The organism is Paraburkholderia sp. 32 (genome assembly GCF_050435345.1).
GTDB lineage: Bacteria > Pseudomonadota > Gammaproteobacteria > Burkholderiales > Burkholderiaceae > Paraburkholderia > Paraburkholderia tuberum.
The window spans coordinates 1,533,991-1,556,452 of the sequence record NZ_JBNDKD010000002.1; the positions used below are offsets into that span (position 1 = coordinate 1,533,991).

The 22,462-nt window shown below is 61.4% G+C and carries 21 protein-coding genes and 4 pseudogenes; 16 read left to right on the forward strand and 9 right to left on the reverse strand.

From position 1 onward, the window contains the following. Positions 1-202 precede the first annotated feature (202 nt). The 5 genes from benA to OKW26_RS22400 all read left to right on the forward strand — a co-directional run bounded on the left by benA (position 203) and on the right by OKW26_RS22400 (position 4,758). Positions 203-1,570, forward strand: a complete 1,368-nt coding sequence (gene benA / locus OKW26_RS22380; RefSeq protein ID WP_429355202.1) for a benzoate 1,2-dioxygenase large subunit — start codon at positions 203-205, stop codon at positions 1,568-1,570. Beyond that, positions 1,567-2,058, forward strand: coding sequence for a benzoate 1,2-dioxygenase small subunit (gene benB, locus OKW26_RS22385; RefSeq protein WP_184023816.1), 492 nt, complete (start codon positions 1,567-1,569; stop codon positions 2,056-2,058). Before benA ends, benB begins: the two co-directional genes overlap by 4 nt. A 25-nt stretch (positions 2,059-2,083) precedes the next feature. Continuing rightward, complete coding sequence (gene benC / locus OKW26_RS22390) at positions 2,084-3,106, forward strand: benzoate 1,2-dioxygenase electron transfer component BenC (RefSeq protein ID WP_429355203.1); 1,023 nt, start codon at positions 2,084-2,086, stop codon at positions 3,104-3,106. Continuing rightward, positions 3,103-3,894, forward strand: a complete 792-nt coding sequence (locus OKW26_RS22395; RefSeq protein WP_429355204.1) for a 1,6-dihydroxycyclohexa-2,4-diene-1-carboxylate dehydrogenase — start codon at positions 3,103-3,105, stop codon at positions 3,892-3,894. The genes benC and OKW26_RS22395 overlap by 4 nt, the downstream gene beginning before the upstream one ends. A gap of 132 nt (positions 3,895-4,026) precedes the next feature. Continuing rightward, positions 4,027-4,758 (forward strand): IS6 family transposase, encoded by a 732-nt coding sequence (locus OKW26_RS22400; protein ID WP_429354294.1) that lies wholly within the window; start codon positions 4,027-4,029, stop codon positions 4,756-4,758. A 15-nt stretch (positions 4,759-4,773) separates the two neighbouring features. Here the strand turns inward: OKW26_RS22400 and OKW26_RS22405 are convergent, their stop codons facing one another. Beyond that, positions 4,774-4,920, reverse strand: coding sequence for a hypothetical protein (locus tag OKW26_RS22405; protein ID WP_429355205.1), 147 nt, complete (start codon positions 4,918-4,920; stop codon positions 4,774-4,776). A 590-nt stretch (positions 4,921-5,510) separates the two neighbouring features. Between OKW26_RS22405 and OKW26_RS22410 the strand changes: the two genes are divergently transcribed. Then, positions 5,511-6,224 carry an IS6 family transposase gene (locus OKW26_RS22410; RefSeq protein ID WP_429355206.1) on the forward strand — a complete coding sequence of 238 codons (714 nt, stop codon included), beginning with the start codon at positions 5,511-5,513 and terminating at the stop codon, positions 6,222-6,224. A gap of 79 nt (positions 6,225-6,303) precedes the next feature. Here the strand turns inward: OKW26_RS22410 and OKW26_RS22415 are convergent, their stop codons facing one another. Next, positions 6,304-6,576, reverse strand: coding sequence for a hypothetical protein (locus OKW26_RS22415; protein ID WP_090812195.1), 273 nt, complete (start codon positions 6,574-6,576; stop codon positions 6,304-6,306). A 381-nt stretch (positions 6,577-6,957) separates the two neighbouring features. Between OKW26_RS22415 and OKW26_RS22420 the strand changes: the two genes are divergently transcribed. From OKW26_RS22420 to OKW26_RS22430, 3 genes and pseudogenes are all read left to right on the forward strand, one after another. After that, positions 6,958-7,179 carry a hypothetical protein gene (locus OKW26_RS22420; RefSeq protein ID WP_429355207.1) on the forward strand — a complete coding sequence of 74 codons (222 nt, stop codon included), beginning with the start codon at positions 6,958-6,960 and terminating at the stop codon, positions 7,177-7,179. Between the two features lie 378 nt (positions 7,180-7,557). Continuing rightward, positions 7,558-7,850: pseudogene (locus OKW26_RS22425) on the forward strand (OB-fold nucleic acid binding domain-containing protein); the annotation flags it as partial. Between the two features lie 238 nt (positions 7,851-8,088). Then, a complete protein-coding gene (locus tag OKW26_RS22430) occupies positions 8,089-8,736 on the forward strand; it encodes a hypothetical protein (RefSeq protein WP_429355208.1) in 648 nt (215 codons plus the stop codon). A 330-nt stretch (positions 8,737-9,066) separates the two neighbouring features. Here the strand turns inward: OKW26_RS22430 and OKW26_RS22435 are convergent. Continuing rightward, positions 9,067-10,077, reverse strand: a pseudogene (locus OKW26_RS22435) (IS91 family transposase); the annotation flags it as partial. 193 nt (positions 10,078-10,270) lie between these two features. Between OKW26_RS22435 and OKW26_RS22440 the strand changes: the two are divergent. From OKW26_RS22440 to OKW26_RS22450, 3 genes are read left to right on the forward strand one after another with little or no spacing between them, the layout of a single operon-like run. After that, positions 10,271-11,518: a site-specific integrase gene (locus tag OKW26_RS22440; RefSeq protein WP_429355209.1), complete on the forward strand. Its 1,248-nt coding sequence runs from the start codon at positions 10,271-10,273 to the stop codon at positions 11,516-11,518. Continuing rightward, a complete protein-coding gene (locus OKW26_RS22445; protein ID WP_429355210.1) occupies positions 11,515-12,423 on the forward strand; it encodes a tyrosine-type recombinase/integrase in 909 nt (302 codons plus the stop codon). Before OKW26_RS22440 ends, OKW26_RS22445 begins: the two co-directional genes overlap by 4 nt. After that, the gene (locus OKW26_RS22450; protein WP_429355211.1) at positions 12,420-13,409 is read left to right on the forward strand and encodes a tyrosine-type recombinase/integrase; all 990 of its coding nucleotides are present in this window, start codon (positions 12,420-12,422) and stop codon (positions 13,407-13,409) included. Before OKW26_RS22445 ends, OKW26_RS22450 begins: the two co-directional genes overlap by 4 nt. Before the next feature lie 81 nt (positions 13,410-13,490). Here OKW26_RS22450 and OKW26_RS22455 read toward each other — a convergent pair. Both OKW26_RS22455 and OKW26_RS22460 read right to left on the reverse strand, forming a co-directional pair. Next, a pseudogene (locus tag OKW26_RS22455) lies at positions 13,491-13,685 on the reverse strand (transposase zinc-binding domain-containing protein); the annotation flags it as partial. A gap of 8 nt (positions 13,686-13,693) precedes the next feature. Then, positions 13,694-14,674: a tyrosine-type recombinase/integrase gene (locus tag OKW26_RS22460; RefSeq protein ID WP_429332935.1), complete on the reverse strand. Its 981-nt coding sequence runs from the start codon at positions 14,672-14,674 to the stop codon at positions 13,694-13,696. Between the two features lie 35 nt (positions 14,675-14,709). On the opposite strand from OKW26_RS22460, the pseudogene OKW26_RS22465 reads away from it, so the two are divergent. Beyond that, positions 14,710-15,195, forward strand: a pseudogene (locus OKW26_RS22465) (BamA/TamA family outer membrane protein); the annotation flags it as partial. Positions 15,196-15,495: 300 nt separating this feature from the next. Then, positions 15,496-18,030 carry a mechanosensitive ion channel family protein gene (locus tag OKW26_RS22470; RefSeq protein WP_429355212.1) on the forward strand — a complete coding sequence of 845 codons (2,535 nt, stop codon included), beginning with the start codon at positions 15,496-15,498 and terminating at the stop codon, positions 18,028-18,030. Between the two features lie 173 nt (positions 18,031-18,203). Here the strand turns inward: OKW26_RS22470 and OKW26_RS22475 are convergent, their stop codons facing one another. The 4 genes from OKW26_RS22475 to OKW26_RS22490 all read right to left on the reverse strand — a co-directional run bounded on the left by OKW26_RS22475 (position 18,204) and on the right by OKW26_RS22490 (position 21,043). After that, positions 18,204-18,344, reverse strand: coding sequence for a diguanylate cyclase (locus tag OKW26_RS22475; protein WP_143037333.1), 141 nt, complete (start codon positions 18,342-18,344; stop codon positions 18,204-18,206). Between the two features lie 4 nt (positions 18,345-18,348). After that, positions 18,349-18,681 (reverse strand): GGDEF domain-containing protein, encoded by a 333-nt coding sequence (locus tag OKW26_RS22480; RefSeq protein ID WP_429355213.1) that lies wholly within the window; start codon positions 18,679-18,681, stop codon positions 18,349-18,351. Between the two features lie 37 nt (positions 18,682-18,718). Then, positions 18,719-19,744 (reverse strand): IS630 family transposase, encoded by a 1,026-nt coding sequence (locus tag OKW26_RS22485; protein ID WP_429355214.1) that lies wholly within the window; start codon positions 19,742-19,744, stop codon positions 18,719-18,721. A gap of 381 nt (positions 19,745-20,125) precedes the next feature. Continuing rightward, positions 20,126-21,043 carry a LysR family transcriptional regulator gene (locus OKW26_RS22490; protein ID WP_429355215.1) on the reverse strand — a complete coding sequence of 306 codons (918 nt, stop codon included), beginning with the start codon at positions 21,041-21,043 and terminating at the stop codon, positions 20,126-20,128. A 152-nt stretch (positions 21,044-21,195) separates the two neighbouring features. Between OKW26_RS22490 and OKW26_RS22495 the strand changes: the two genes are divergently transcribed. Both OKW26_RS22495 and OKW26_RS22500 read left to right on the forward strand, forming a co-directional pair. After that, positions 21,196-21,960, forward strand: a complete 765-nt coding sequence (locus OKW26_RS22495) for an SDR family NAD(P)-dependent oxidoreductase (RefSeq protein WP_090812201.1) — start codon at positions 21,196-21,198, stop codon at positions 21,958-21,960. A gap of 127 nt (positions 21,961-22,087) precedes the next feature. Beyond that, positions 22,088-22,360: a hypothetical protein gene (locus tag OKW26_RS22500; RefSeq protein WP_429355216.1), complete on the forward strand. Its 273-nt coding sequence runs from the start codon at positions 22,088-22,090 to the stop codon at positions 22,358-22,360. The last annotated feature ends 102 nt before the right edge of the window (positions 22,361-22,462 follow it).

Consider the following 22,462-nt stretch of genomic DNA (forward strand, 5'->3'; position numbering starts at 1 on the left):
CCACCGATTCCCTCAGGCACCAGGTCCTGCCTCCCGTGCCGAAGGTCGAGCGCTTGCGCGCCACGGCCTGACGCCATACGGAGGCGCACCGCCTCCGCTCCCCGACGTGAAAGACCAACCGGCCACCGGCCTCCCGGCAGGCAGGCCGCTCCCTATACGCGTGCGTCGCACGCATACCAACAGTCCGAACCAGGAGACAGGCATGATTCCGATCTACCCGGATCACACTCCGCAACTGAAGAACATCGACGACTTTCTCGTGGAAGACCGCGAGCGCGGCGATTACCGCCTGCATCGCAGCGCGTTCACCGACGAGCGTCTGTTCGAACTCGAAATGCAGCACATTTTCGAGGGCAACTGGATTTACCTGGCCCACGAAAGCCAGATTCCGAACAACAACGATTACTTCACGACCTACATGGGCCGTCAGCCGGTCGTGATCGCACGCAATCGTCAGGGCGAGCTGAACGCGTTCATCAACTCGTGCACGCATCGCGGCGCGATGCTGTGCCGCCACAAGCGCGGCAACAAAGCGACCTATACGTGCCCGTTTCACGGCTGGACCTTCAACAACAGCGGCAAGCTGCTGAAGGTCAAGGACCCCGCGGAGGCCGGCTATCCCGACTGCTTTAACAAGGAAGGCTCGCACGACCTGAAGAAGCTCGCGCGCTTCGGCAACTATCGCGGCTTCCTGTTCGGCAGCTTGAGCGATGACGTGCCGCCGCTCGAGACGTTTCTCGGCGAGGCCGCGCGCATTATCGACATGATCGTCGACCAGTCGGAAGACGGTCTCGAAGTGCTGCGCGGCTCGTCGACCTATACGTACGAAGGCAACTGGAAGCTGACCGCCGAAAACGGCGCGGACGGTTATCACGTGTCGGCCGTGCACTGGAACTATGCGGCAACGACCAATCATCGCAAGGAAGAGAACGCGCGCGAAGACAAGATCCGCGCGATGGATGCCGGCAGCTGGGGCCGTCAGGGCGGCGGCTTCTACGCGTTCGAGCACGGTCACATGCTGCTGTGGACGCGCTGGGCCAATCCCGAAGACCGTCCGAATTTCAGCCGCCGCGAGGAATTCGCCGCGCGCTGCGGCACCGAGCGCGCGGACTGGATGATCCAGAACTCGCGCAACCTGTGCCTCTACCCGAACGTGTATCTGATGGACCAGTTCGGCTCGCAGATTCGCGTGCTGCGGCCGCTGTCGGTCAACAGGACCGAGGTGACGATCTACTGCATCGCGCCGAAGGGCGAGTCCGACGAAGCGCGCTCGCGCCGCATCCGTCAATACGAGGACTTTTTCAACGTGAGCGGCATGGCCACCCCCGACGACCTCGAGGAATTCCGCGCCTGCCAGCTGGGCTACGCGGGCCGCGCGGTCGAATGGAACGACATGTGCCGCGGTTCGAAGCACTGGATCGACGGCGCGGACGAAGCCGCGCAAAAGATCGGCCTCAACCCGGTGATGAGCGGTGTGAAGACCGAGGACGAGGGCCTCTACACGGTGCAGCACCGCTACTGGATCGACACGATGAAAAAGGCGCTGAATGCGCCGGGGAGCCGCGCATGAGCAACATCGCCATCACCGATATTCAGGCTTTCCTGTTCCGCGAAAGCCGCCTGCTCGACGACGAGCAATGGGACGAGTGGCTCGCCTGCTATCACCCGGACGCGTCGTTCTGGATGCCGTCGTGGGACGACGAGGACAAGCTCGTCACCGATCCGCAGCGCGAGATTTCGCTGATCTACTATCCGAACCGCCAGGGCCTCGAAGACCGCGTGTTCCGCATCAAGACCGAGCGTTCGAGCGCGACGATGCCCGACACGCGCACGAGCCACAACGTGGCCAACGTCGAAGTGGAGAGCGCGGACAACGGCGTGTACACGGTGCGCTTCAACTGGCACACGCTGAGCCATCGCTACAAGACGAACTACAGCTACTTCGGCATGTCGCGCTACGTGATCGACTTCAACGGCGCGCAGCCGCAAATCCTGAGCAAGTACGTCGTGCTGAAGAACGACTACATCAATCAGGTCATCGACATCTACCACATCTAGCCGGTGCGGTTGCAGGAGACAGGTCATGGAACACACTATTGCACTTCAGTTCGAAGACGGCGTCACGCGCTTCATCAGCTGCCGTGAGAACGAAACGCTGTCGGATGCCGCTTACCGGCAGAAGATCAACATTCCGCTCGATTGCCGTGAAGGCGCGTGCGGAACCTGTCGGGGGCTGTGCGAATCGGGTGCGTACGACATGCCCGAGTCGAGCTACGTCGAAGATGCGTTGACCCCCGAGGAAGCGAGCCGGGGCTATATCCTCGCGTGCCAGACGCGGCCGCGCTCGGATCTGGTGATTCGCGTGCAGGCGTCGTCGGCGGCGTGCAAGACCGGGGTGTCGCGTTTCGAAGGCACGCTCGCGGCGGTCGAACGGCTGTCGGATTCGACGATCCATTTCTCGATCGATATCGACGGCGCGAGCGTGCCGAGCTTTCTAGCGGGTCAATACGTGAACGTCGAGATTCCGGGCGCGAGCGGCGAGAGCCGGTCGTACTCGTTCAGCTCGGCGCCGGGCGCGACGCGCGCGGCGTTCGTCGTGCGCAACGTGCCGGACGGCAAGATGAGCGGCTTTCTGAGCAACGATGCGCAGCCTGGTCAGCAGATCGGCTTCACGGGTCCGTATGGCAGCTTCTATCTGCGCGATCCGCAGCGTCCGGTGCTGTTCCTCGCGGGCGGCACCGGCATCGCACCGTTTCTGTCGATGCTCGACGTGCTGAAGGCGAGCGGCAACCTGCAGCCGGTGCGCCTCGTGTACGGCGTGACCAACGACATCGATCTGGTCGCGCTCGAACAGATCGAAGAGGCACAGCGCTCGCTGCCGAATTTCAGCTATCGCACCTGTGTCGTCGATTCCGCGAGCAGCCACGAGCGCAAGGGCTACGTGACGGCGCATGTGGATAGCGAATGGCTGAACGACGGCGACGTCGACGTCTACCTGTGCGGCCCGGTCGCGATGGTCGAAGCGGTGCAGGGCTGGCTGCGCGACAGCAGCGTCGAGCCCGCGAACTTCTACTACGAAAAATTCTCGGCGAGCAACGTAGCATGACTTCGACCTTTACCAATCGCTTCAAGGGCAAGGTGCTCGTCGTGACCGGCGCGGGCCAGGGCATCGGCCGTGGCGTCGCGTTGCGCGCGGCGCGCGAGGGCGCGGCTTTGGTGCTGGTCGACCGTTCGCCGATCGTGCACGAGGTGGCCGAAGAGATCGCACGCGAAGGCGGCGATGCGCGCGCGTTCATCGCCGACCTCGAAACCTATGCGGGCGCGGCCGCGATGACGGCCTTCGCGATCGAGGCGTTCGGCCGCATCGATGCGCTCGTCAACAACGTCGGCGGCACGATCTGGGCGAAGCCGTACGAGGAATATGAAGCAGAGCAGATCGAGGCCGAGGTGCGGCGTTCGCTGTTCCCGACGCTGTGGTGCTGCCACGCGGTGTTGCCCGCGATGCTGAAGCGCGCGAGCGGCGCGATCGTCAATGTGTCGTCGATTGCGACGCGCAGCATTTATCGCGTGCCGTATGCGGCTTCTAAGGGCGGCGTCAACGCGCTGACCGCGAGCCTCGCGTTCGAGCATGCCGAACACGGCATCCGCATCAACGCGGTCGCCACCGGCGGCACCGAAGCGCCGCCGCGCCGCGTGCCGCGCAATACGGCACCGCAAAGCGAGCAGGAAGCGACGTGGTATCAGGGCATCGTCGATCAGACGATCGCGTCGAGCCTGATGCATCGCTACGGCACGATCGACGAACAGGTCGGCGCGATCCTGTTCCTCGCTTCCGATGACGCGTCGTATATCACCGGCACCGTGCTGCCGGTCGGCGGCGGCGATCAGGGCTAGCGAGCGGCTGCGGCTGAACAATGCCGATAGGCCGCGCGGCGATCGTCCTTCATACTGCTGCCGAAGGAGTTTGTGGCGATTCTGGGTTTTGTCGCATTAACGCGGTCAAGTAAAATCCGTGGACCGCAACGCATGATAAGCATCATGGCAAAGACGCAAACGCCGCGCAAGACGCTGCCCGCTGGCATTGGCAAGGTACTGAAGCGGCTGCACTACCCGTTGGACGTGATCCTGCTGTGCGTGCGGTGGTACGTGGCGTACTCACTGAGCCTACGTAACCTCGAGGAAATGATGGCCGAGCGGGGTATCGAGGTGGATCATTCGAGCGTGCACCGGTGGGTTATTAAGCTGCTGCCGGTGCTTGAAAAAGCATTCCGCAAACGCAAACGGCCTGTGGGCAAGAGCTGGCGGGTCGATGAGACCTACGTCAAGGTCAAAGGCCAATGGAAATACTTGTACCGTGCCGTCGACAAGACAGGTAATACGGTGGATTTCCTGCTGCGCGCCCATCGGGACAAGGCCGCGGCGCGCCGCTACTTCGAGAAGGCGATTGAACAGAACGGCGAGCCCGAGACAATCACCGTGGACAGGAGTGGCGCGAATCTGGCTGCGCTTGAAGCGCTCAATGCCGAGCGTTTAACACCGATCAAGGTCCGTCAAAACAAATACCTGAACAACGTCGTCGAGCAGGATCACCGTGCCATCAAACGCATCATCAAACCGATGCTGGGGTTCAAGGATTTCCGCTGTGCGCGCATCATCCTGTCTGGCATAGAAATCGCACACATGATCCGCAAGGGGCAGATGTGTGACGATGGCGTCGCCCCGACTGCAGCCGAACAATTCTACTCGTTGGTAGCGTGAGTAGTACTACCGATATCACGCTTTGCTCAAGCTGTAATCGTTAGCGCGACAGAACCCGAACAGCCCCTTGCCCGACTCCCGCTTGAGTTGCTGGACTGCCTTGCCCAGATCCCCGCGCACGAGTTCTGCGTTCCAATCGACCCGCTCCAGGGTGCTTGACACGACGTACTTCTTTGCCGCGTCGATCGTCCGGGCGAAGCTTCATCCAATCGGCCATCCAATCAGGCATCACTCCCGTCTGCGCCGGTGGCCGCCACGCCGCCTCCATCATTTCGTAGGTCAACCGGCCAAAGAGGAGGGCATCGGCCTGCGCGAGGTTCTCGGCCGCGTGATGATGCAAGTCTTCGTCCGCGATCACTTCACGATGATCGCAGCAACCGTCCAATGTGACGTTGATGGAATACCGAAGGGGTCGCATTACGTGCTCCTGAAGCGGTCTAACTATTGAATATACGGACCCGTGGGTCCGGTTATACATCTTGCGCCACGTGCCACCATGGGTAGCGTAAGCCCCTGATTCCTGACCAACTTCGCCGCGCCCGGTCTGGCTATCACGAAGGAGTACAGCCGGACGCAGCGGACGCACGAATTTAGCTACCTTGGTGCTTTTCCCACCAACAGGAGTGACCGTCATGGGACGATGCCACCAAGAAAGCGTCCGTCAACGGCCGCTATCGAGCGACTCGTCCGCGCGGGCCAATGGCTGGTTGGGCGCTGTCAGGTTAGAGGACCTGCCGCGGTAAAATGAAGCAATGAAAAAGACGAAATCGCTTTATCACGGTCATCGGTTCCCCGCTGTCGTCATCAGCTGTGCTGTTCGCTGGTATTTCCGGTTCAGCCTGAGCCTGCGCGACATCGAGGAGTTGTTGCTCGAGCGTGGTGTCGTAGTCACATACGAAACGATCCGTTGCTGGTGCGACAAATTCGGCGCTGGATTTTCTCGGCGCGCCAGGGCGGTGCGGCGCAAGCCGGGCAGTACATGGCACCTCGACGAAATGTTCGTGACGCTGCAGGGGGAGCCGTATCTGTTGTGGCGTGCGGTCGACGAACATGGCGCCGAACTGGATGTGCTGGTGCAAAAGCGGCGCGACAAGGCTGCGGCAAAGCGCTTTTTCCTGCGGGTGCTGCGTTCGAACCCGGTGCCGCGCAGGATTGTTACGGACCAGTTGCGCAGTTACCCGGCAGCAAAGGCTGATATTCCCGAACTCGCTCAGGTGAAGCACGTATTCGTCAAAGCGGCTGCACGCGTGAACAATCGCGCCGAGAACAGCCATCAGCCGACCCGCAGGCGCGAACGGCACATGTGCGGCTTTCGCGATGCACGTCGCACCCAGGCATTTCTCTCATGCTTTGGCCCGATCCGGCAGCACTTCGCCTTGCCCAGACATCAGATGAACGCAGCGATGTCATCGCGCCATACTCAAGAAACGCCTCGCCGTCTGGCATGGTTGGACCGTGGATGCTGAAATCGAGCATGCTATCTGATCAGGATACCTACGTTTAGCCAAAAACATAGCCTGTGCTCGTCGAGTTGACAAAGCCGTCCTATTGGCCCACACCCTGATGTGCTGCCGCTATGGCAGCATCACGCTCTTTTTTGGCTGCTGCCTTTTTCTCATCGAAAACTTTTTGTGCAGCGGCTACGTGCTTGTTATAGACACGATTGGCTGCGGCCACCTGTTGGTGCATCCTCACGATTTCGTCGGGATGCTCTGCAGCCGCCGGCGCACCGGTTGCGGAATTGTCTTGAGCCCAAACGGACGTGTTTGAAAGCACTGCAACGAAAATGGCCGAAGCGGTAACCACAAGAAATTTCATGATGAACTCCCGGGGATATTGCGGATATGTCGCCGTCCAAACGCCGACGGAGTTTTCACCCTACTCGGCCAGGCGGGTGAGACCAATGAGACCAAAGTCCGATAGCGGCCCCGAAACTCCGTATTCCCACCGCGCTGGAGCCCAGCCCCATTGAAACCATATGCGCAGCGAGCGGCGGACAACGCTCACGTCAAAGGCGATGCGCAGCCACTCTCGCGGCATGGTCCTTGCGCGACTGTGCAAACGCTTGGTTTCGGCAGATTGAGCCGTGACTTGTCAGCCGGCGGACTGGCAGCGGGCTAACCTGCCATTAGCGACAGTTCAGAAGCAACAGGCGTGGAATATCGGTGGCGGTGAAAGATGACGCAAAGGAGAAAATCGGTGCCGACAAGAACGATTAGCAAGGGCAAACACACCTACCGTATTGAACCGATCCGACTGGCTGAAGGAGGGTACACATTTGAGATCGTCCATATTGACCATACTGGAGACGCGATCAAAGAGGTGCGGCACGAACCGGGGATCGCTTACGCGACAGAAGAGGCCGCCATGGACAATGGACTTCATGTGGCGGCAGAAATGGCTGAACAGCAGGACGACTGAACTCCGTAAGTTGTCGAGCCTGGCGGCCGGACGCCCGCCCGCCGCTCCACGGATGGAATTCAGGAATGCTTCCCCTCACCCTTGAAGTGACCGGGCCCTGCCGCTCGTTGAATACGATGTTCGGCTCGCCCGTATGCGTGGCCGCTCCCCATCCGGTAACGGACGACGACCAGCGTGCGAGCTGCTATGGCCGACTGGGGTCGCTTGCTGCCGATCGCAGCCTTCCGATCGCTGCAGATTGCATGAGGCAGTGACCGGCCATGAGCCGTCATTCGCACCCGCCGCGGTTCGGACATTCAGACGTCTGTTCCGGCGAGCAACCAGCCACTCGCCCAGCAACGCACGTGGAGATTGGGCATGGGCGGTTCATCGAAGCGGTACCGCAACAACCAGTTCGCGCGCGCGTGTGGCCTTGTCTGCGTGCGTCAGCGGCCGGGCACGGTCAATGGCGTGATGTTCATGACGCTGGAGGATGAAACCGGCCATGTGAGCGTGATCGTCTGGCCATCCGTGCTCGAGGCGCAGCGACGCGAGGTACGCGGCGAACCACTGCTTGCTGCGTACGGCGTCTGGCATCGCGAGGGTGAGTTCGCCATCTCGTGGCTCAGAAACTCATCGACGCTTCGTATCTGCTCGGTAAGTTGCCCACGGCGAGCCGCGACTCTCACTAAAGGGACGATCATGCTCGAAGCGTGGCACGATCCCGCGACTCCGCCGCCGCGTCCTTGAGTTGTCCTCGTGCATTCGGTAGCCTATAGATTCCGACACCCGTCCCGTTAGCCACGGTATCTCGCCACGCATCCTGGCATCGAACGTCGTGTTTGTGGCCTTAAAGCCAACGCTTACGAGATTACGAACATTTGTTAAGGCCCGGCATTGCATCGTGATCCTGCGTCGAAGCTAGCCCGTTTGACCGCTGCTATTGTTGTGGCAAGCACGGCCGTGGCCGTTGACGTGCACGCCGATGAGCAGCCGCTCAGCTTTTTCGATCCAGAAGATGGCCAACTGGACATGAGCGACTTCCTTCTCAAACACAAAGGCGCGTTACCAGTGCCGATCGTGATCACTGAGCCGGCCGTCGGTTATGGTCTTGGACTCGGACTGCTCTTCTTTTCAGGGCCGATTGCCGACGCCGCCACGGATACAACGGCCGATCATCCCGACCGCGTTCCTCCGAACGTCACCGCGCTGGGCGGTCTGTATACGGCAAACGGAACGTGGGCAGCGGCGGCCGCCCACTTTCACACCTGGGACGATGACCGGTACCGCTACCTCGGTGCGCTGGCAAAAGTCGATGCGCACCTGGACTACTTCGGCCTCTCGAGCCAGCCGAGGGCCTATACGCTGCAGGGCAACGCGTTGCTCCAGCAGTTTCTTGTGCGCATGGGCAACACCCGCTGGTATGGGGGCGTACGTTACGTTTTCTTCGATTCTTCCTCCACCTTCACGGGCGGGAGCGTTCCCGGTGAACTGGGCCATTTCCAGAAGGACCAGCGAATCGGCGCCGGAAGCCTTATCGTGGACTACGATTCGCGCGATAAGGCAGAGGATTTTTAGCGAAGCGCAGACGGCGCACGAGGCGCGCGTTGGCACAACGTGCGGGCCGTCTGTGCTTCGCTAAAAATTCTTTGAGCTAAACCGCTCCGCAGACGGTTGGGCTATGGGCATTGAATCGACGCGCGCTTGCGATGTTCACGACGACAGTATTCGCAGCGTCCGGGATGAACGGTTGGAGGTCCGGGTTGAGGAAGGAATGTCCGCGCAACGCAGACGATGAACAATCGACGCGGGGTGCGTGCGTGGACGGTCGGCGCCGTCTGGCCAAGCGTGTCCAACGGTGCCTGCGGGACGCGCTGGAACCGGTGTTGCAGGAGAAGGGGTCGAGATTCATCGGGAATTCGCCGGTGGTGCTCGCGGCGGCGCACAGGGTAACAGCCGGTCGATGCACAGCATGCGCCCGCGCGAGCACACCGGACAGTCGCGGAGCGAGCGGCCTGTGAGTTTCGCGTAGCGGTCGCGATAGTCAGGTTCGGGAACGCTGCAGGCCATGGCGGTGGGTTCGACGTTGAGCAGATGACGGCATACGGTCAGCCGGGGCTCACGCAGGCGATTGCTGAGCAACCCGTAGTGGCGGATGCGTTGTAGCCCACGCGGCAACACATGCAGCAGGAAGCGCCGGATGAATTCGTGGGCGTCCAGGTGCATCACGCGCGGCCGGCCCGGATGACGATAGTCCTTCCAGCGGAACGTGACGTGGTCGGCGCTCAGGCCGACGAGGCGGTTGTTGGAGATCGCGACGCGGTGTGTGTAGCGGCCGAGGTAGTCGAGGACCTGCTGCGGGCCGCCGAACGGCTCCTTTGCATAGACCACCCACTCGGTGTGCCGCGAACCGGCCAGGTAGCGGGCAAATTCGCGTCGTTCGGCCAGGTGCGCCAGCGAGGCGAAGAACCGCAGTTCGCCCACGTCGAAGGCGTGCTGCAACCGTTCGAGGAACAGTCGCCGGAACAGACGCGAAAGCACCCGCACGGGCAGGAAGAAACCAGGCTTGCAGGCTACCCAGCGGCTGCCGTCGGGTGCGAGGCCACCGCCCGGGACGACGCAGTGCAGGTGGGGATGATGCACAAGATTCTGCCCCCACGTGTGCAGGATCGCGATGAAGCCGATGGTCGCGCCGAGATGGCGTGGATCGGAAGCGATCGTCTGTAGCGTTTCGGCCGTGGCCTGAAACAGGATGTCGTAGACCACGCGCTTGTTCTGGAAGGCGACCGACGCGATCTCCTCGGGGATGGTGAAGACAACATGGAAGTACGGTACGGGCAGCAGGTCGGCCTGGCGGTCCTCGAGCCATTGCGCGCGGGCGAGCGACTGGCACTTCGGACAGTGCCGGTTACCGCAGGTAACGGAGTGCACTCCGTTACCTGCCTTATGGGAAGTTCTGTCTAACGGGGAGTTGCAGATCAGATTCGACACGAATGCGGCTGGCCGCGTCGGTTTGGTGTCTGGTTGGTCGTCGGTCAACTCCCCATAAAATCTCGGTTCTCCTTTGCTATGGTCGTCTGGCCTTCCCCGGCAACCCTCATAGGAGGACGTGATGCTAGACACCTACCTGGTAGCACCCAAAACCCTGAAACGCCTGCGCTCGGGGCCCAGCGGAGCCTTCATTGATGACTTTGCTGATGCGCTCGAACGGGACGGATACTCCGCGGCCAGCGCCGTACGTTATCTGCGAGCCGCCGACCATCTGGGCCGCTTCATGCTGGCGCACGGCGGCACCCTGGTCGATGCGGATCCACAGACTCCAGAAATCTTCTATCGTCATCTGCCTACCTGCACCTGTCCGGAAGCAAAAGGAGGTAAAGCCAACCACCATCTGTATTTCGGTGCCAAGCGCTTTCGCGAATACCTGATTGAGATCGGCGTCTGCCAGGACAACAAGCCCTCGATTGCCGAGATTCGAGAGCCGGCAATCGTGAGCGGTTTCCGGCGATGGTTGCACACGCACCGAGGCGCGAAAGCGTCGACCATTCGGCTCTACTGTCGCGATGCCGCAGTGATGGTGGAGGTGCTTGGTAGCGACGCGACCCAGTGGGACGCAAAGCACATGCGCACGTTCCTGTTGAACAGTGCCTGCAACTGTGGCATCGGTACCGCAGAAAAGCTGGTCACCAGCGCGCGGGCCTTCCTGCGTTATCTCGGTGTTGAGGGTTTATGTCGCGCCGGACTCGATCAAGCGGTTCCGGCGTTGGCGCACTGGCGCCTGGCGACACTGCCACGGTGTCTGAGCGCTGACGAAGTTGACCGTCTGATTGCCGCATGCGATGGCAATTTACACGGGCGCCTTCGCGATCGCGCGATTGTCCTGTTGCTGGTGCGACTCGGGGTTCGCGCTGGTGACCTGGCGAACCTTCGCATGAGCGATATCGAGTGGGAAACCGGGACACTGCGCGTCTCGGGAAAGGGGCGCTATGAAGTTCGTCTGCCGCTGCCGCAGGATGCCGGTGAGGCACTTCTGCGGTACATCGAGTCGCGACCTCGAGTTGCCTGCAGCGACCACGTCTTTGTTCGAAACATCGCCCCTTTCAAGCCGTTTATCTCAGGCGATTGCATATCGTCGGTAGTGAAGCGCGCACTAAAACGTGCCGGGGTGAGTTCGCCCGCCAAAGGCGCCCATCTGCTGCGCCACACAGCGGCGACCGAGATGTTACGTCATGGGCTTCCCCTCGACCAGATTGGCCAGGTCCTGAGGCATCGCGGCATCGACACCACGGCCTATTACGCCAAGGTCGACGTCGCGCTGCTCAGGCAAGTCGCGCAGCCATGGCCGGAGGTGACGAAATGATGCCGGCCGTGGAGTCCTATCTTGCCGCGCGGCGTGCGGCCGGCTTCAAACTACTGAACGCAGACTATCTGTTGCACAGCTTCGCGTGCTTTGCCGTCAAGCGCGGTGAAACGCACGTTCGCGCGCAAACCGCAATCAACTGGGCCGCTGAGGCTGCGTCGGTGGCCCAGCGTGACGCGAGGCTAAAGACCGTGTGTCGGTTCGCCCGGTATCTGCGTACCGAAGATCAAAGCCATGAGCTGCCGCCCGCCCGGTACTTTGGCTACCGAAAGACACGCCGCGTCCCGTTCATCTACTCGCGCGCCGACATCAAGCGCCTGGTCAACGCAGCCTTGCAATCGGGTCCTCGCGATATGTTGCAACCACAAACGTATGCGACATTAATCGCCCTGCTGTCAGTCACGGGCATGCGGATCTCTGAGGCCCTGAACCTGCGGCGTGCCGACATTACACCCGAAGGATTACTCATTCGAAAGAGTAAATTCCAGAAGACCCGTCTGGTTCCACTTCACGAGACGGCGGCGGAGGGTTTGCAGGGGTACTTGACCCTGCGGCTGCAGGCCCGTCCGGGTGACGACCATGTGTTCGTTGATGACGATGGTCGACCACTCAGATATACGGTCGCTTACTGGACGTTCCAGAAGCTGTTGAAGATTGCCGGCATCGGCACCACCCACAACGGCCACCGTCCCCGCCTGCATGAGCTCAGGCACACGTTCGCCGTCAGGGCACTGGAGGTGAGCCCGGAAGGCCGGGACCGCGTTGGGCGGCACATGTTGGCCCTTGCGACCTACATGGGTCACGTCAACATCAACGCCACCTATTGGTATCTGGAGGCCACTCCCGAGCTTCTGCATGACATTGCTGTCGCCGCAGAGGGGTTTCTCACTGGAGAACAGAAATGATCCCGATCGCACCGCACATTGTGGCATTTCTTCGTCAAAACCTTGCTCATGAGAGAGGCGCCAGCCAACACACCTGCGACTCCTATGCTTGCACCTTTCAGCTCCTGTTCGAGTTCGCCGCCGGGCGACTCAGGATGACGCCGTCGTCGCTAGCGCTGGAGCAGCTCGATGCGAGACTGATCAGCGACTTCCTGGAATATCTGGAAGATACGCGCCAGAACTCGCCTGGGACTCGCAATGTCCGGCTGGCTGCAATCAGGTCATTCTTCCACTTCCTTGAGTATCGCGAGCCCGCGATACTCGAGCAGGCGCGACGAATCCTGGGCATTCCCTACAAGAAAACTGATTCCCGGTTAGTGCCTTATCTGGTCGAGGAAGAGGTTCAGGCCCTGCTCGATGCGCCCGATCCATCAACGCGCGAGGGGATCCGGGACCGGGCGATGCTGCATCTGGCCATCTGCGCCGGACTGCGTGTATCGGAACTGACGGGTTTGCAAGTCGCCGATGTTGTGTTCCCGTCGATGAGCATTCGTGTTCACGGCAAGGGTCGGCGGGAGCGCGCGTTGCCCCTGTGGAAAACGACCACTAACGCGTTGCGTGCCTGGATGGCGGTACGGGGAACTGCTGCAGTACCGGAATTGTTCGTCAATGCTCGCGGTGAAGCAATGAGTCGCTGGGGTTTCGCGTATATCCTTAGATACCACGCTGAGACAGCTCGTCATACGTGTCCCTCGCTATCGAAGAAGCAGGTATCACCACACGTGTTGAGGCACACCTGCGCAATGATAGTACTACGAAGCACTCAGGATATTCGGAAAGTGTCCTTATGGCTCGGGCATAGCGATCTGGCGACCACTGAAATCTACACTCGCGCTGATCCAACTGAGAAGCTCGAAGCCCTCAACGCGATCGTCCCACCGCATCTGCGCAGGGGTTCGTTTCGGCCATCCGATAAGGTAATCGCGATGCTCAGGGCCAAGCTTTAATGGAGAGTCAATGGGGGTGGTGAGTCCGCTTCGCGCTAGCTCCGGGCCATCCTCTCCCCGTTAGACAGAACTTCCCATAACGCAGGAGTTATAGGCGATGCGCTGATGTCCGCATGTGTCGCACTGTTCGACGTGGCCACCGAGCGCTGCGGTACGACACTGCTCGATCGCGCTCATGACGCGACGCTGCTCCCGGCTGAGCGAGTCGACATGGACTTCCCGATACGTTGGCCCGTGGCGACGCAGAACGTCCGCCAACTCCAGCGCGGCGCGCATGATCGCGCTCAGCTTACGGACGGCGGCGCGGAGCAGATCGATGTAGGAGATTGTTGAGGCAGTCGGTCGAACGGACTGGTCGTCGCGCAGACGGTGCTGGTTGCGACCTTCAGATAGCGCGACGTGGTGGCGAGGCTGCGATGGCCGAGCAGTAACTGGATGGTCCGCACATCGGTACCTGATTCGAGCAGGTGCGTCGCAAACGCGTGACGCAAGGAGTGCGGAGTGATGGATTTGCTGATGCCGGCACGGCGACGCGCTTGCTGGCACGCCAGGCGTATCGTTGCTGGATCGATGGGCTGGTCAGGAAACCGCCCGGGGAACAGCCAGTACTGTGGCCGGCCGATACGCCAGTAGCTGCGCAGGATCTCCAGCAGTCGCGGCGAAAGCATGACGTAGCGGTCGGTGTCGCCCTTGCCCTGTTCGACACGCAGTACCATGCGTTGGCTGTCGATGTCGCTGACCTTCAGGCGGGTTGCTTCCGAGATGCGCAGGCCAGCCGCGTACGCCACCATTAGCAGGCTGCGATGCTTGACGCTTCTGATCGATTCGAGAAACCGCGTCACCTCGTCGGGGCTAAGAATCACCGGAAGTCTGCGCGGTACCTTCGACATGGGGATCTCGTCGATCGGCCAGTCGCGTTTGAGCGTGATGGTGTACAGGAAGCGCAGCGCCGCCGTGGCCACCACCAGCGTGCTCCGGGAACGCTGCTGGAATTCAGCGAGGTGCACCTGGTAAGCGCGAATCTCCTCCGGGCCCAGCAGCGCAGGCGAACGTCCGAAGTATTGGGCGAAGCCGCGGACCTGCTGCAGGTAGGCGCGCTGGGTATTGGCCGCGAGGTTGCGCACGCGCATATCCTCGATCATGCGTCGACGTAATGCCGTCATGGCGGACTCCTTCGAAATGGACAGGGCAGAAACTGCACTGCCATCGTCGCATTCGAAGAAATGCTCGCCGTCAACGATGCCGAAGCCGACTCCGTTGGCCAACCACCTGCTACCGCGTCAGCGGTTTAGTTCAACATTTTTATCCGGCCTCGGGCAGTTTTGCCGAGTTCGAGACACAATTCGCGCGCCCAGGGTTCGGGGGCACCGAGAATTACAACGTGTACGCTGCGCGGGGCTTCACGTGGATTCCACTCACGCATACGTTAATCCTTGGGCTACGGCTGGACACAAAGTTTTCGACCGGTGATATCCCGTTCTATGCGCAACCGTATGTTGATCTGCGTGGCGTCCAGAAGGGTCGATACCAGGACCGCAATGCGCTTGCGGCTGAAGCGGAGCTGCGCTGGGACGTGACGCCCAGGTGGTCGCTGCTGGGCTTCAGTGGCGTGGGTAAGGCCTATGGACGGTTGCAGAGCTTTTCTCAGGCGCAGAACGTCCAAAGTGTCGGGGCGGGTTTCCGTTACCTGATCGCACGCAAGCTGGGCGTCTCGATCGGGATCGACGTCGCCCATAGCAAGGACCAGAACGCGTTTTATATTCAGGTTGGCAGCGCGTGGCGTTGATATGCGTGACACTCACGTTCGAAAGGAGCGCGAGTCTGCGCCTGCACACAAGCCGCAAGCGGACCGGCAGGGGCTCGGCTCGCCACCGCTCGTCGGTGGCGCGGTGAGACTTTCGCCGCCTACGCGCTGCGTCCTTCATTTGAGAGGGCCGAAGGGGCATGGAAGGGGCGGGGCTTCGTGGTGATGTAAGCTTTTACCCGTTATCCGCACAAAGTACAGTTCGGGCGCCTCAGGGCCTTTCGCAAAGCGTTAGCCGGACGACCCAGCTCTCACAGGGGTGACCTTTCGGAAGGGGGCTCCATGCACGCATGCATGCGGGGAGAATTCAGCCATGCCATGGTCTTCGTCAGACGGCGGGCTCGCCCCGGCGTGTGGCGCGCCATAGAGTGCGCCTGCTTTCGGCTGGCCGCGACCTGCCTCCTCGTTCTGGCGACGGTGGCCTTCAATCCGGCGACCGCCGCCTTGCCCGCCGGGCTGCAAAACCTAATCAACAGTGCGACGGGAGGTCCCGCGCCGCCAGCCTCGGCGGCGCAGGCTGCATCGGCACCAACGCCCGCAAGTCAGGCCGAACTTGCGCGTTCGCTGGACAGCCTGATCGGCACGCTCGAGAGCGATCCGAAACGCAAAGAATTGGTCGCCCAGTTGAAGGGACTGCTTGCAGGTACCCAAAGTGCATCACCCACGGTACCTACGGCGCCGGTGTCGTCCGGACAGGGCAACAGCGACCTGCTCGGCACGATTGCGTCAAGCATTGCGTCTGTCGAGACGGATCTGAGTGAGGGCCGCACCCCCTTGCACTACTGGGCGGCCCGTTCGAGCGCAGCGGCTAACGAGTTGTGGACCATTCTTGGTGGCGGGAGCCGGGAGCCGTTCGGCCAGGTCCTGCTTGGCCTGATCGCGACGCTTGCGGGCTGGGGCGCGTGCGCTGGCCTGTTGGTCTATCTGCGCCGGCGCGTCAGTGCACGATATGGCTGGAAGGCCGCGCTCGAACCGAATCCAACGTCGTTCGAACTATTGAGCTTCGCATTTTGGCGTACGGCGCCATGGGTCATTGCATTCGTGACGGTGGCGCTGTTCATGCGGGGAATGCCCGACGCGCTCGGCAGCACGCTGGGGCTTGTGATCGTCTATGCCATAGTCGCGGGCTTGCTTTTCTCGGCGATCTGCCTAATCGTCTTCTCGGCGTTTAACACGGCACACCGGCGTGTCGCCGTTCACCAACTGCTCGCGCAAAGTCGTTGGCCGCTTTTCGCGATCGGTGCGTGTGGTGCGCTCGGTGACGCGACGGCCAATCCGGTCGTCACAGGCCTGCTCGGCGTGAATCTCGCCGGGCTCGTGTCCGCATCGGCAAACGTGGCGGCGGCGGTCCTGATCGGTTATTTCGCACTCGCTTACCGGCGGCCCGTCACGCATCTGATACGCAATCGCCCGTATAAACGAAGGCGTGATCACAAACTCGCAACGGAAGCGCTCGATATCCTCGCATCGCTATGGCACATCCCGATCCTTTTAATCGCGATCGCCTCGGTCGTGGCGATCATCGATGCGCGCGGTTCGGAAGAGAACGTATTACAGCCGTCGCTGCTCAGTGCGCTGTTACTCGTGCTCACGCTGTTCGTGTCAGCGCTGCTCATGCACGTGACGCGTAGAAGGGACACGCGCGCACACCGCCGCGCGCCGCACCTGATGCGACTGTTGCGCTTCGCGATCACGCTGCTCACTCTCCTGATGTGGCTCGCGTTCATTAAATTCGAACTGGACCTGTGGAGCGGCCCGATCGCTCGAATGATCAAGCACAGTGCGATGACACCCAGTTTCAAGCATGCGCTCGTAACAGTCATCGCGACGGTCTTCGGCGCCTGGTTCATATGGATACTGTGCGATACCGCGATTCTCAACGCGCTGGGCCCGAGCAGTTCGCGTAGCAAGGCACTCGATCCCGGTGTGCGCGCACGCACGATGTTGCCGCTCGTGCGCAACGCGGTTTTCACGACGGTGGCGACCCTCGCCGCGATCGTCGCGGCCGCCACGCTAGGCGTCAATCTGACGCCTCTCCTGGCCGGTGCGGGCGTAATCGGTCTTGCGGTCGGCTTCGGTGCGAAGGCGCTTGTCACCGACCTGATCACGGGGCTCTTCATCATTGTCGAGGAGACGATCTCGGCCGGCGACTGGATTGAGATTGACGGCAGTCATTCCGGCATCGTCATGGACCTGACGATCCGCACGGTTCGCTTACGTGACGGACAAGGCGCGGTTCACACTATCCCCTTCTCGCAGATCAAGATCGTGAAGAACCTGTCGCGCGATTTCGCCAATGCGGTATTCGAGGTGCGGGTGCCGTTCACCGTTGATCTCGACGAAGTGTCGCGCATGATTGTGCAAGTGGGCGCCGATCTGCAGGCAGATTATCGTCTGCGCAACGAAATACTCGCGCCTGTTGAAGTGTGGGGGCTCGACCGCTTTGAATCGAACTGGATGGTGGTGAAAGGGCAGATCAAGACGCGGCCGCTGCAACAGTGGAGCGTGGCGCGGGCGTTTAACGCACGGCTTAAGCGCAAGATGGACGAGGCGGGCATTGAGATGCCGGTACCGCACATGCGGCTTCACACCCCGCCGAGCGGACCCAACGCACGGTCGCAGCCTGACGATGGTGGCGAGGACGAGCGCGAACAGGCGATCGATGGGAACAGTGAGCCCCGACGCAGGCCGGCTGCCACCACCACGCCATTGGAACTGGGCGTGCTCAAAGAGCCGCCCGCGAGGCGGCCAACTGAGGATCAGAAAGGCTCAAAATCCTCGCCCAACTCCCCCGGAACCGATACTGACCGTCTCTGATCGCTTCAGTCGTCAGGACTTCTTTTGCGCGAATTTCCGCAAGCCTGAGCGAACGGCAGGCGGCTGGGTCGCTACCGCTTTTATCGGTGCCCAGCCGGACAAGCTGGCGGTGCGCATCGAGCGGCAATTGCGCGATCTGCGGCGCCGGGGGCCTGGGCATACGGCAATCCGGATTAGGCGAACACGACCGTATTTCTGCCCGCTTGCTTTGCGTCGTCGATCGCCGCGTCGGCGCGCTCGATGACCGATGCCAGCGGCTCTGCCTTGGTATTGGTGGCCACGCCCGTTGACAGCGTGACTCCATGCCGTTCCATCGTCTCAGCGGCGGTGCGTATGCGCTCCGCAAACGCGCATTCCGTCCTCCGGTTTCGTATGGGGGAGAAGCACAACGAATTCGTCACCGCCCCACCGGCACGCAAGATCCCATCCACGGACGCTGCCTCTGATCGCGGCGGCAACCCGTTGAAGGACAAGCTCCGCGGTGCAGTGCCCGAGCGTGCCGTTCACGCTTTTGAACCTGTCGCAATCGATGACCAGCAGTCTGTTGAGCCACCCATCCTGGAAGCGGCCGTACTCGGATTCAAAGGCGGCGCGGCGCATGAGTCCGGTGAGCTTGTCATTGCGGGCGTCTTCATACAGGACGCCAACCATGCTGTTACTAAGCCGAAACAAAGTAACCGGACATGGGTCAAGCCGCGTAGCGGACTGACGGATGTTGAAACATGGATCGGACCAAGGCTGGAATCTTCTGCAACGAGCGCAGAACCGCTCGAACTCGCTGCTTGAGATGCCCGGGACCTTTGATGGCAAGCTTGCCGATCCTGTGATGTTTGAGATAACCCCATACCAGCTCGTCCGGGTTCAGGTCTGGCAAGTAAGCAGGAAGGAAGAACAGACAAAGGCGCCCATTCGATTCCGCGGCAAGCTGCCGGATCGCTTTGCAACGATGTACCGGATGACCATCGGCAATCAGGAAGACAGGCGCATCGGCGGTGAGCATCAGCCGTTTGACGAAGTCGACGTACACGGAGATCTTGAAGCTGCCTTCGAAACACATGAATCGAAGTTGGCCACGCGGGCTGATCGCGGAGATCAGGTTCATCTTGAAGCGCGCGCCAGTGACTTCGACTACCGGGGTTTGACCGACCGGTGCCCAGGTCGTGCCGCTGTGATAGTCCGATCGCACCGTCGATTCGTCGACGAAGAAGATCTGTGCCCCGCAGCGTTTGGCCTGCCCGGCAATGGCCGGGTATTCGTCGCGCATCCACGACTCGACCAGTTCAGGGTCGCGTTGGTACGCACGCGCAAGCGGACGCTGGGGTGAAAGCCCGAGCTTGCGCAGCAGTCGACCGACCGACACCTCGGAGAGCCTGACGTTGAAATGTTCGCGAATCAACTCCCGCACCATGTCTCGCGTCCACAATGCAAACTCGAACTTCATCTGGATGGGGTTCTTCGTTGTGACCGTCTGATAGACGAAGCGGATAGCCTCGGACGACAGCTTCATCGGTCGACCAGGGATTGCCTTGGCTCGCAACGCCTCGATCCCCCCTTCACGCCATGCCGCCAGCCACTCGTAAATACGCGCCCTCGAGAATCCGAGCGTGCGGATCACGTCCTCCGGCGACTCGCCAGCTTCGACGCGCTTGACCGCCCGGATACGGATCTCTTCAAGCGTTGCATGTGAAAGCTGCCGGCCGTCGTCCTCGCGCATCTCGCCTCTCCCTAAGCCCTTTAAAGCTTAGACCATGGCGTCGATTTATGTTCGCTTATTTATGCACCGGTTAGTAAGTGCATTCAGCGAGAAAGCGTTGGACGCATCGGTCGCGTGCTGCCGGTCGTAGTTGTGCAAGACCAAAGCAATTCTGCCAATCGATGAGGCGGGACCCGGCCATAAGTGATCAATCGACGCGAGATTTCGGCAGGCCGCTTCGATCCGCAAAGCGGCCTTCGCGAGAGAAGGCGATGGCGCCTCCTATCGCTTCGAGTCCCTTCGCGCGGCCTTCCATCCCGGAGCAAGTATCTGATATCTATCATTGCATAATTGCGATGACAGTCATTCACTCGGACAGCCGGCGTCGACGGCGCTCGCGCATTACCGTGGCCATCGCCACGAGGGATCGGAGAGGTGTTGCGCGAAGTAATCGGACAGCGCGCTTACTTTCGCGGGCCGCGCTCGCGCAGACGGCGTGACGAAATAGAGGCCGCCCTTCGTGAGTGACCAGTCGGTGAGAATCGCTTCGAGGCGGCCATCGGCGAGATATTCGCCGGCGATGAACTCGGGCAATTCGGCGATTGCGAGGCCGTCGAGTAATGTGGGCAACAGCGCATCGGAGTTGGTCACGCGCAGCGGACCGGTCGGCATGACCGACTCTTCGTCACCGGCGTCGTTCGTGAAGCGCCACACATCGCTGCGCGCGCGATACGCGTATGACAGACACGGCTGGTCCATAAGTTCGCGTGGATGCGTGGGCCGCCCCTCGCGCTTCAGATAGTCCGGCGACGCAACCACGTATTGCGTCACCGCGCATAGCCGCCGCGCCACCAGCGACGAATCCGGCAGCGCCGCGATGCGAAGCGCCGCGTCGAAGCCATTGGCGACCAGATCGACCGAGGCATCCGACAGATGCAGATCGATCGACACCTCGGAATACGCGCGAAAGAAGCCCGGCAGCAGCGGCGCGACCCAGCGCAGGCCAAACGACATCGGCACGGCGAGGCGCACCAGCCCGCGCGGCTGCACTGACATTTCGCGAGCGGCGCTCTCCGCTTCCTCAGCCTGACGATAGATCTCGCCGGCTTTCTCGCAGATCGTCTGGCCGAACTCCGTGAGAGACAGCTGGCGCGAGGTGCGGTTGAAAAGCCGCGCGCCCAGCCGGTCTTCCAGGCGGGCAACGCCCCGCGACACCGTCGCCACCGACACCCCCATCGCGCGCGCCGCGGCCGCGAACGATCCTTCCTCCGCCACCTTGGCAAACATCGCTAGTCCTTCGAAATCGGGCAGCCTGGCCATATCTCCCATCTTTTCAATTTTGCAACGTTGGTTTGCGATTCATTCTATTTCGAAAAGATAAGCGCGTCGATATTCTCCTTACATCGCAGCACGCAACACGAAACGCCGCGACCCAACCATGTCATCCAACTACTGATCGAAGGAGCAACACCATGGCACGCAAACTCGACAACAAGATCGCACTCGTCACCGGCGCAACCAGCGGCATTGGTCTTGCGACCGCGCAACGCTTCGCCGCCGAAGGCGCGCATGTGTACATCACCGGCCGCCGTCAGGCCGAACTCGACGCCGCCGTGAAGGGGATTCGCGCAGCAGGCCACAATGCGACGGCCGTACGCGTCGACTCGACTAAGCTCGGCGAACTCGATGCGCTGTATGCGCAGATCAAGGAGGAGCAGGGCCGTCTGGACGTGCTGTTCGCGAACGCCGGCGGCGGTTCGATGCTGGCACTCGGCAACATCACGGAAGAACACTACGACGACACATTCAGCCGCAACGTGAAGGGTGTGCTGTTCACCGTGCAAAAGGCGCTGCCGCTGCTCGCTGAAGGCGCATCGGTGATTCTCACCGGCTCGACGGCAGGTAGCGCGGGCACGGCCGCATTCAGCGTGTATTCGGCTTCGAAGGCGGCAGTACGCTCCTTTGCACGCAGCTGGATTCTGGACCTGAAGGACCGCCGCATCCGCGTCAACACCATCAGCCCTGGCGCGACGCGCACGCCAGGCCTGCTCGACCTGGCAGGCCCGGACGCGTCGCAACGGCAAGGCCTCGCCGATTACCTTGCTGCCCAGATTCCAATGGCGCGCCTCGGTGAGCCTGAAGAAATCGCGAGTGCAGCGTTGTTCCTCGCATCGGACGACGCGAGTTTCGTGAACGGCGTCGAACTGTTCGTCGACGGTGGCCAGCAGCAGATTTGAACGTGCATTGAGCGCGCGTCAGGCGCGTGGACGCGGTCTTCGATGACCGCATCCACGCGTTGGAACGGAAGCAACATCATGGTTCAGGCGATGAGTGCTGGCGCATCCGTAAATCATGCCGAGCGCAATGAGGAAAGCGCGCCGTTGCAGCTGTATCAGATCTGGCTGCGTCGGCGGGCGCTTACCGCTCAACGCCGACGCGCGTGTTTGCATCGCGGCGCTGCGGGACGGCGTCACCGTGCATCAAAGGTTGCTGTCGCGGCATAAGGCCTATCTCGTCACCGATCACGGCCGGATCGACGTGGAAGATGGAGTGGCCGTCAGCGGCGAGCCATCCGTCTCGATACGCGCACGGGATGACACCGATGTCCTGTTGGTCGAACTTTTGCGGAAGCGCTGACGGGCTTGCATGACCGCTTTGAAAAGGGAAGCCGACTTCCGTACTGCTGGATCGAATGGCTGAACCGGGTCGCAAGGTGACGGTCCAAAAAAACGCGCAGAC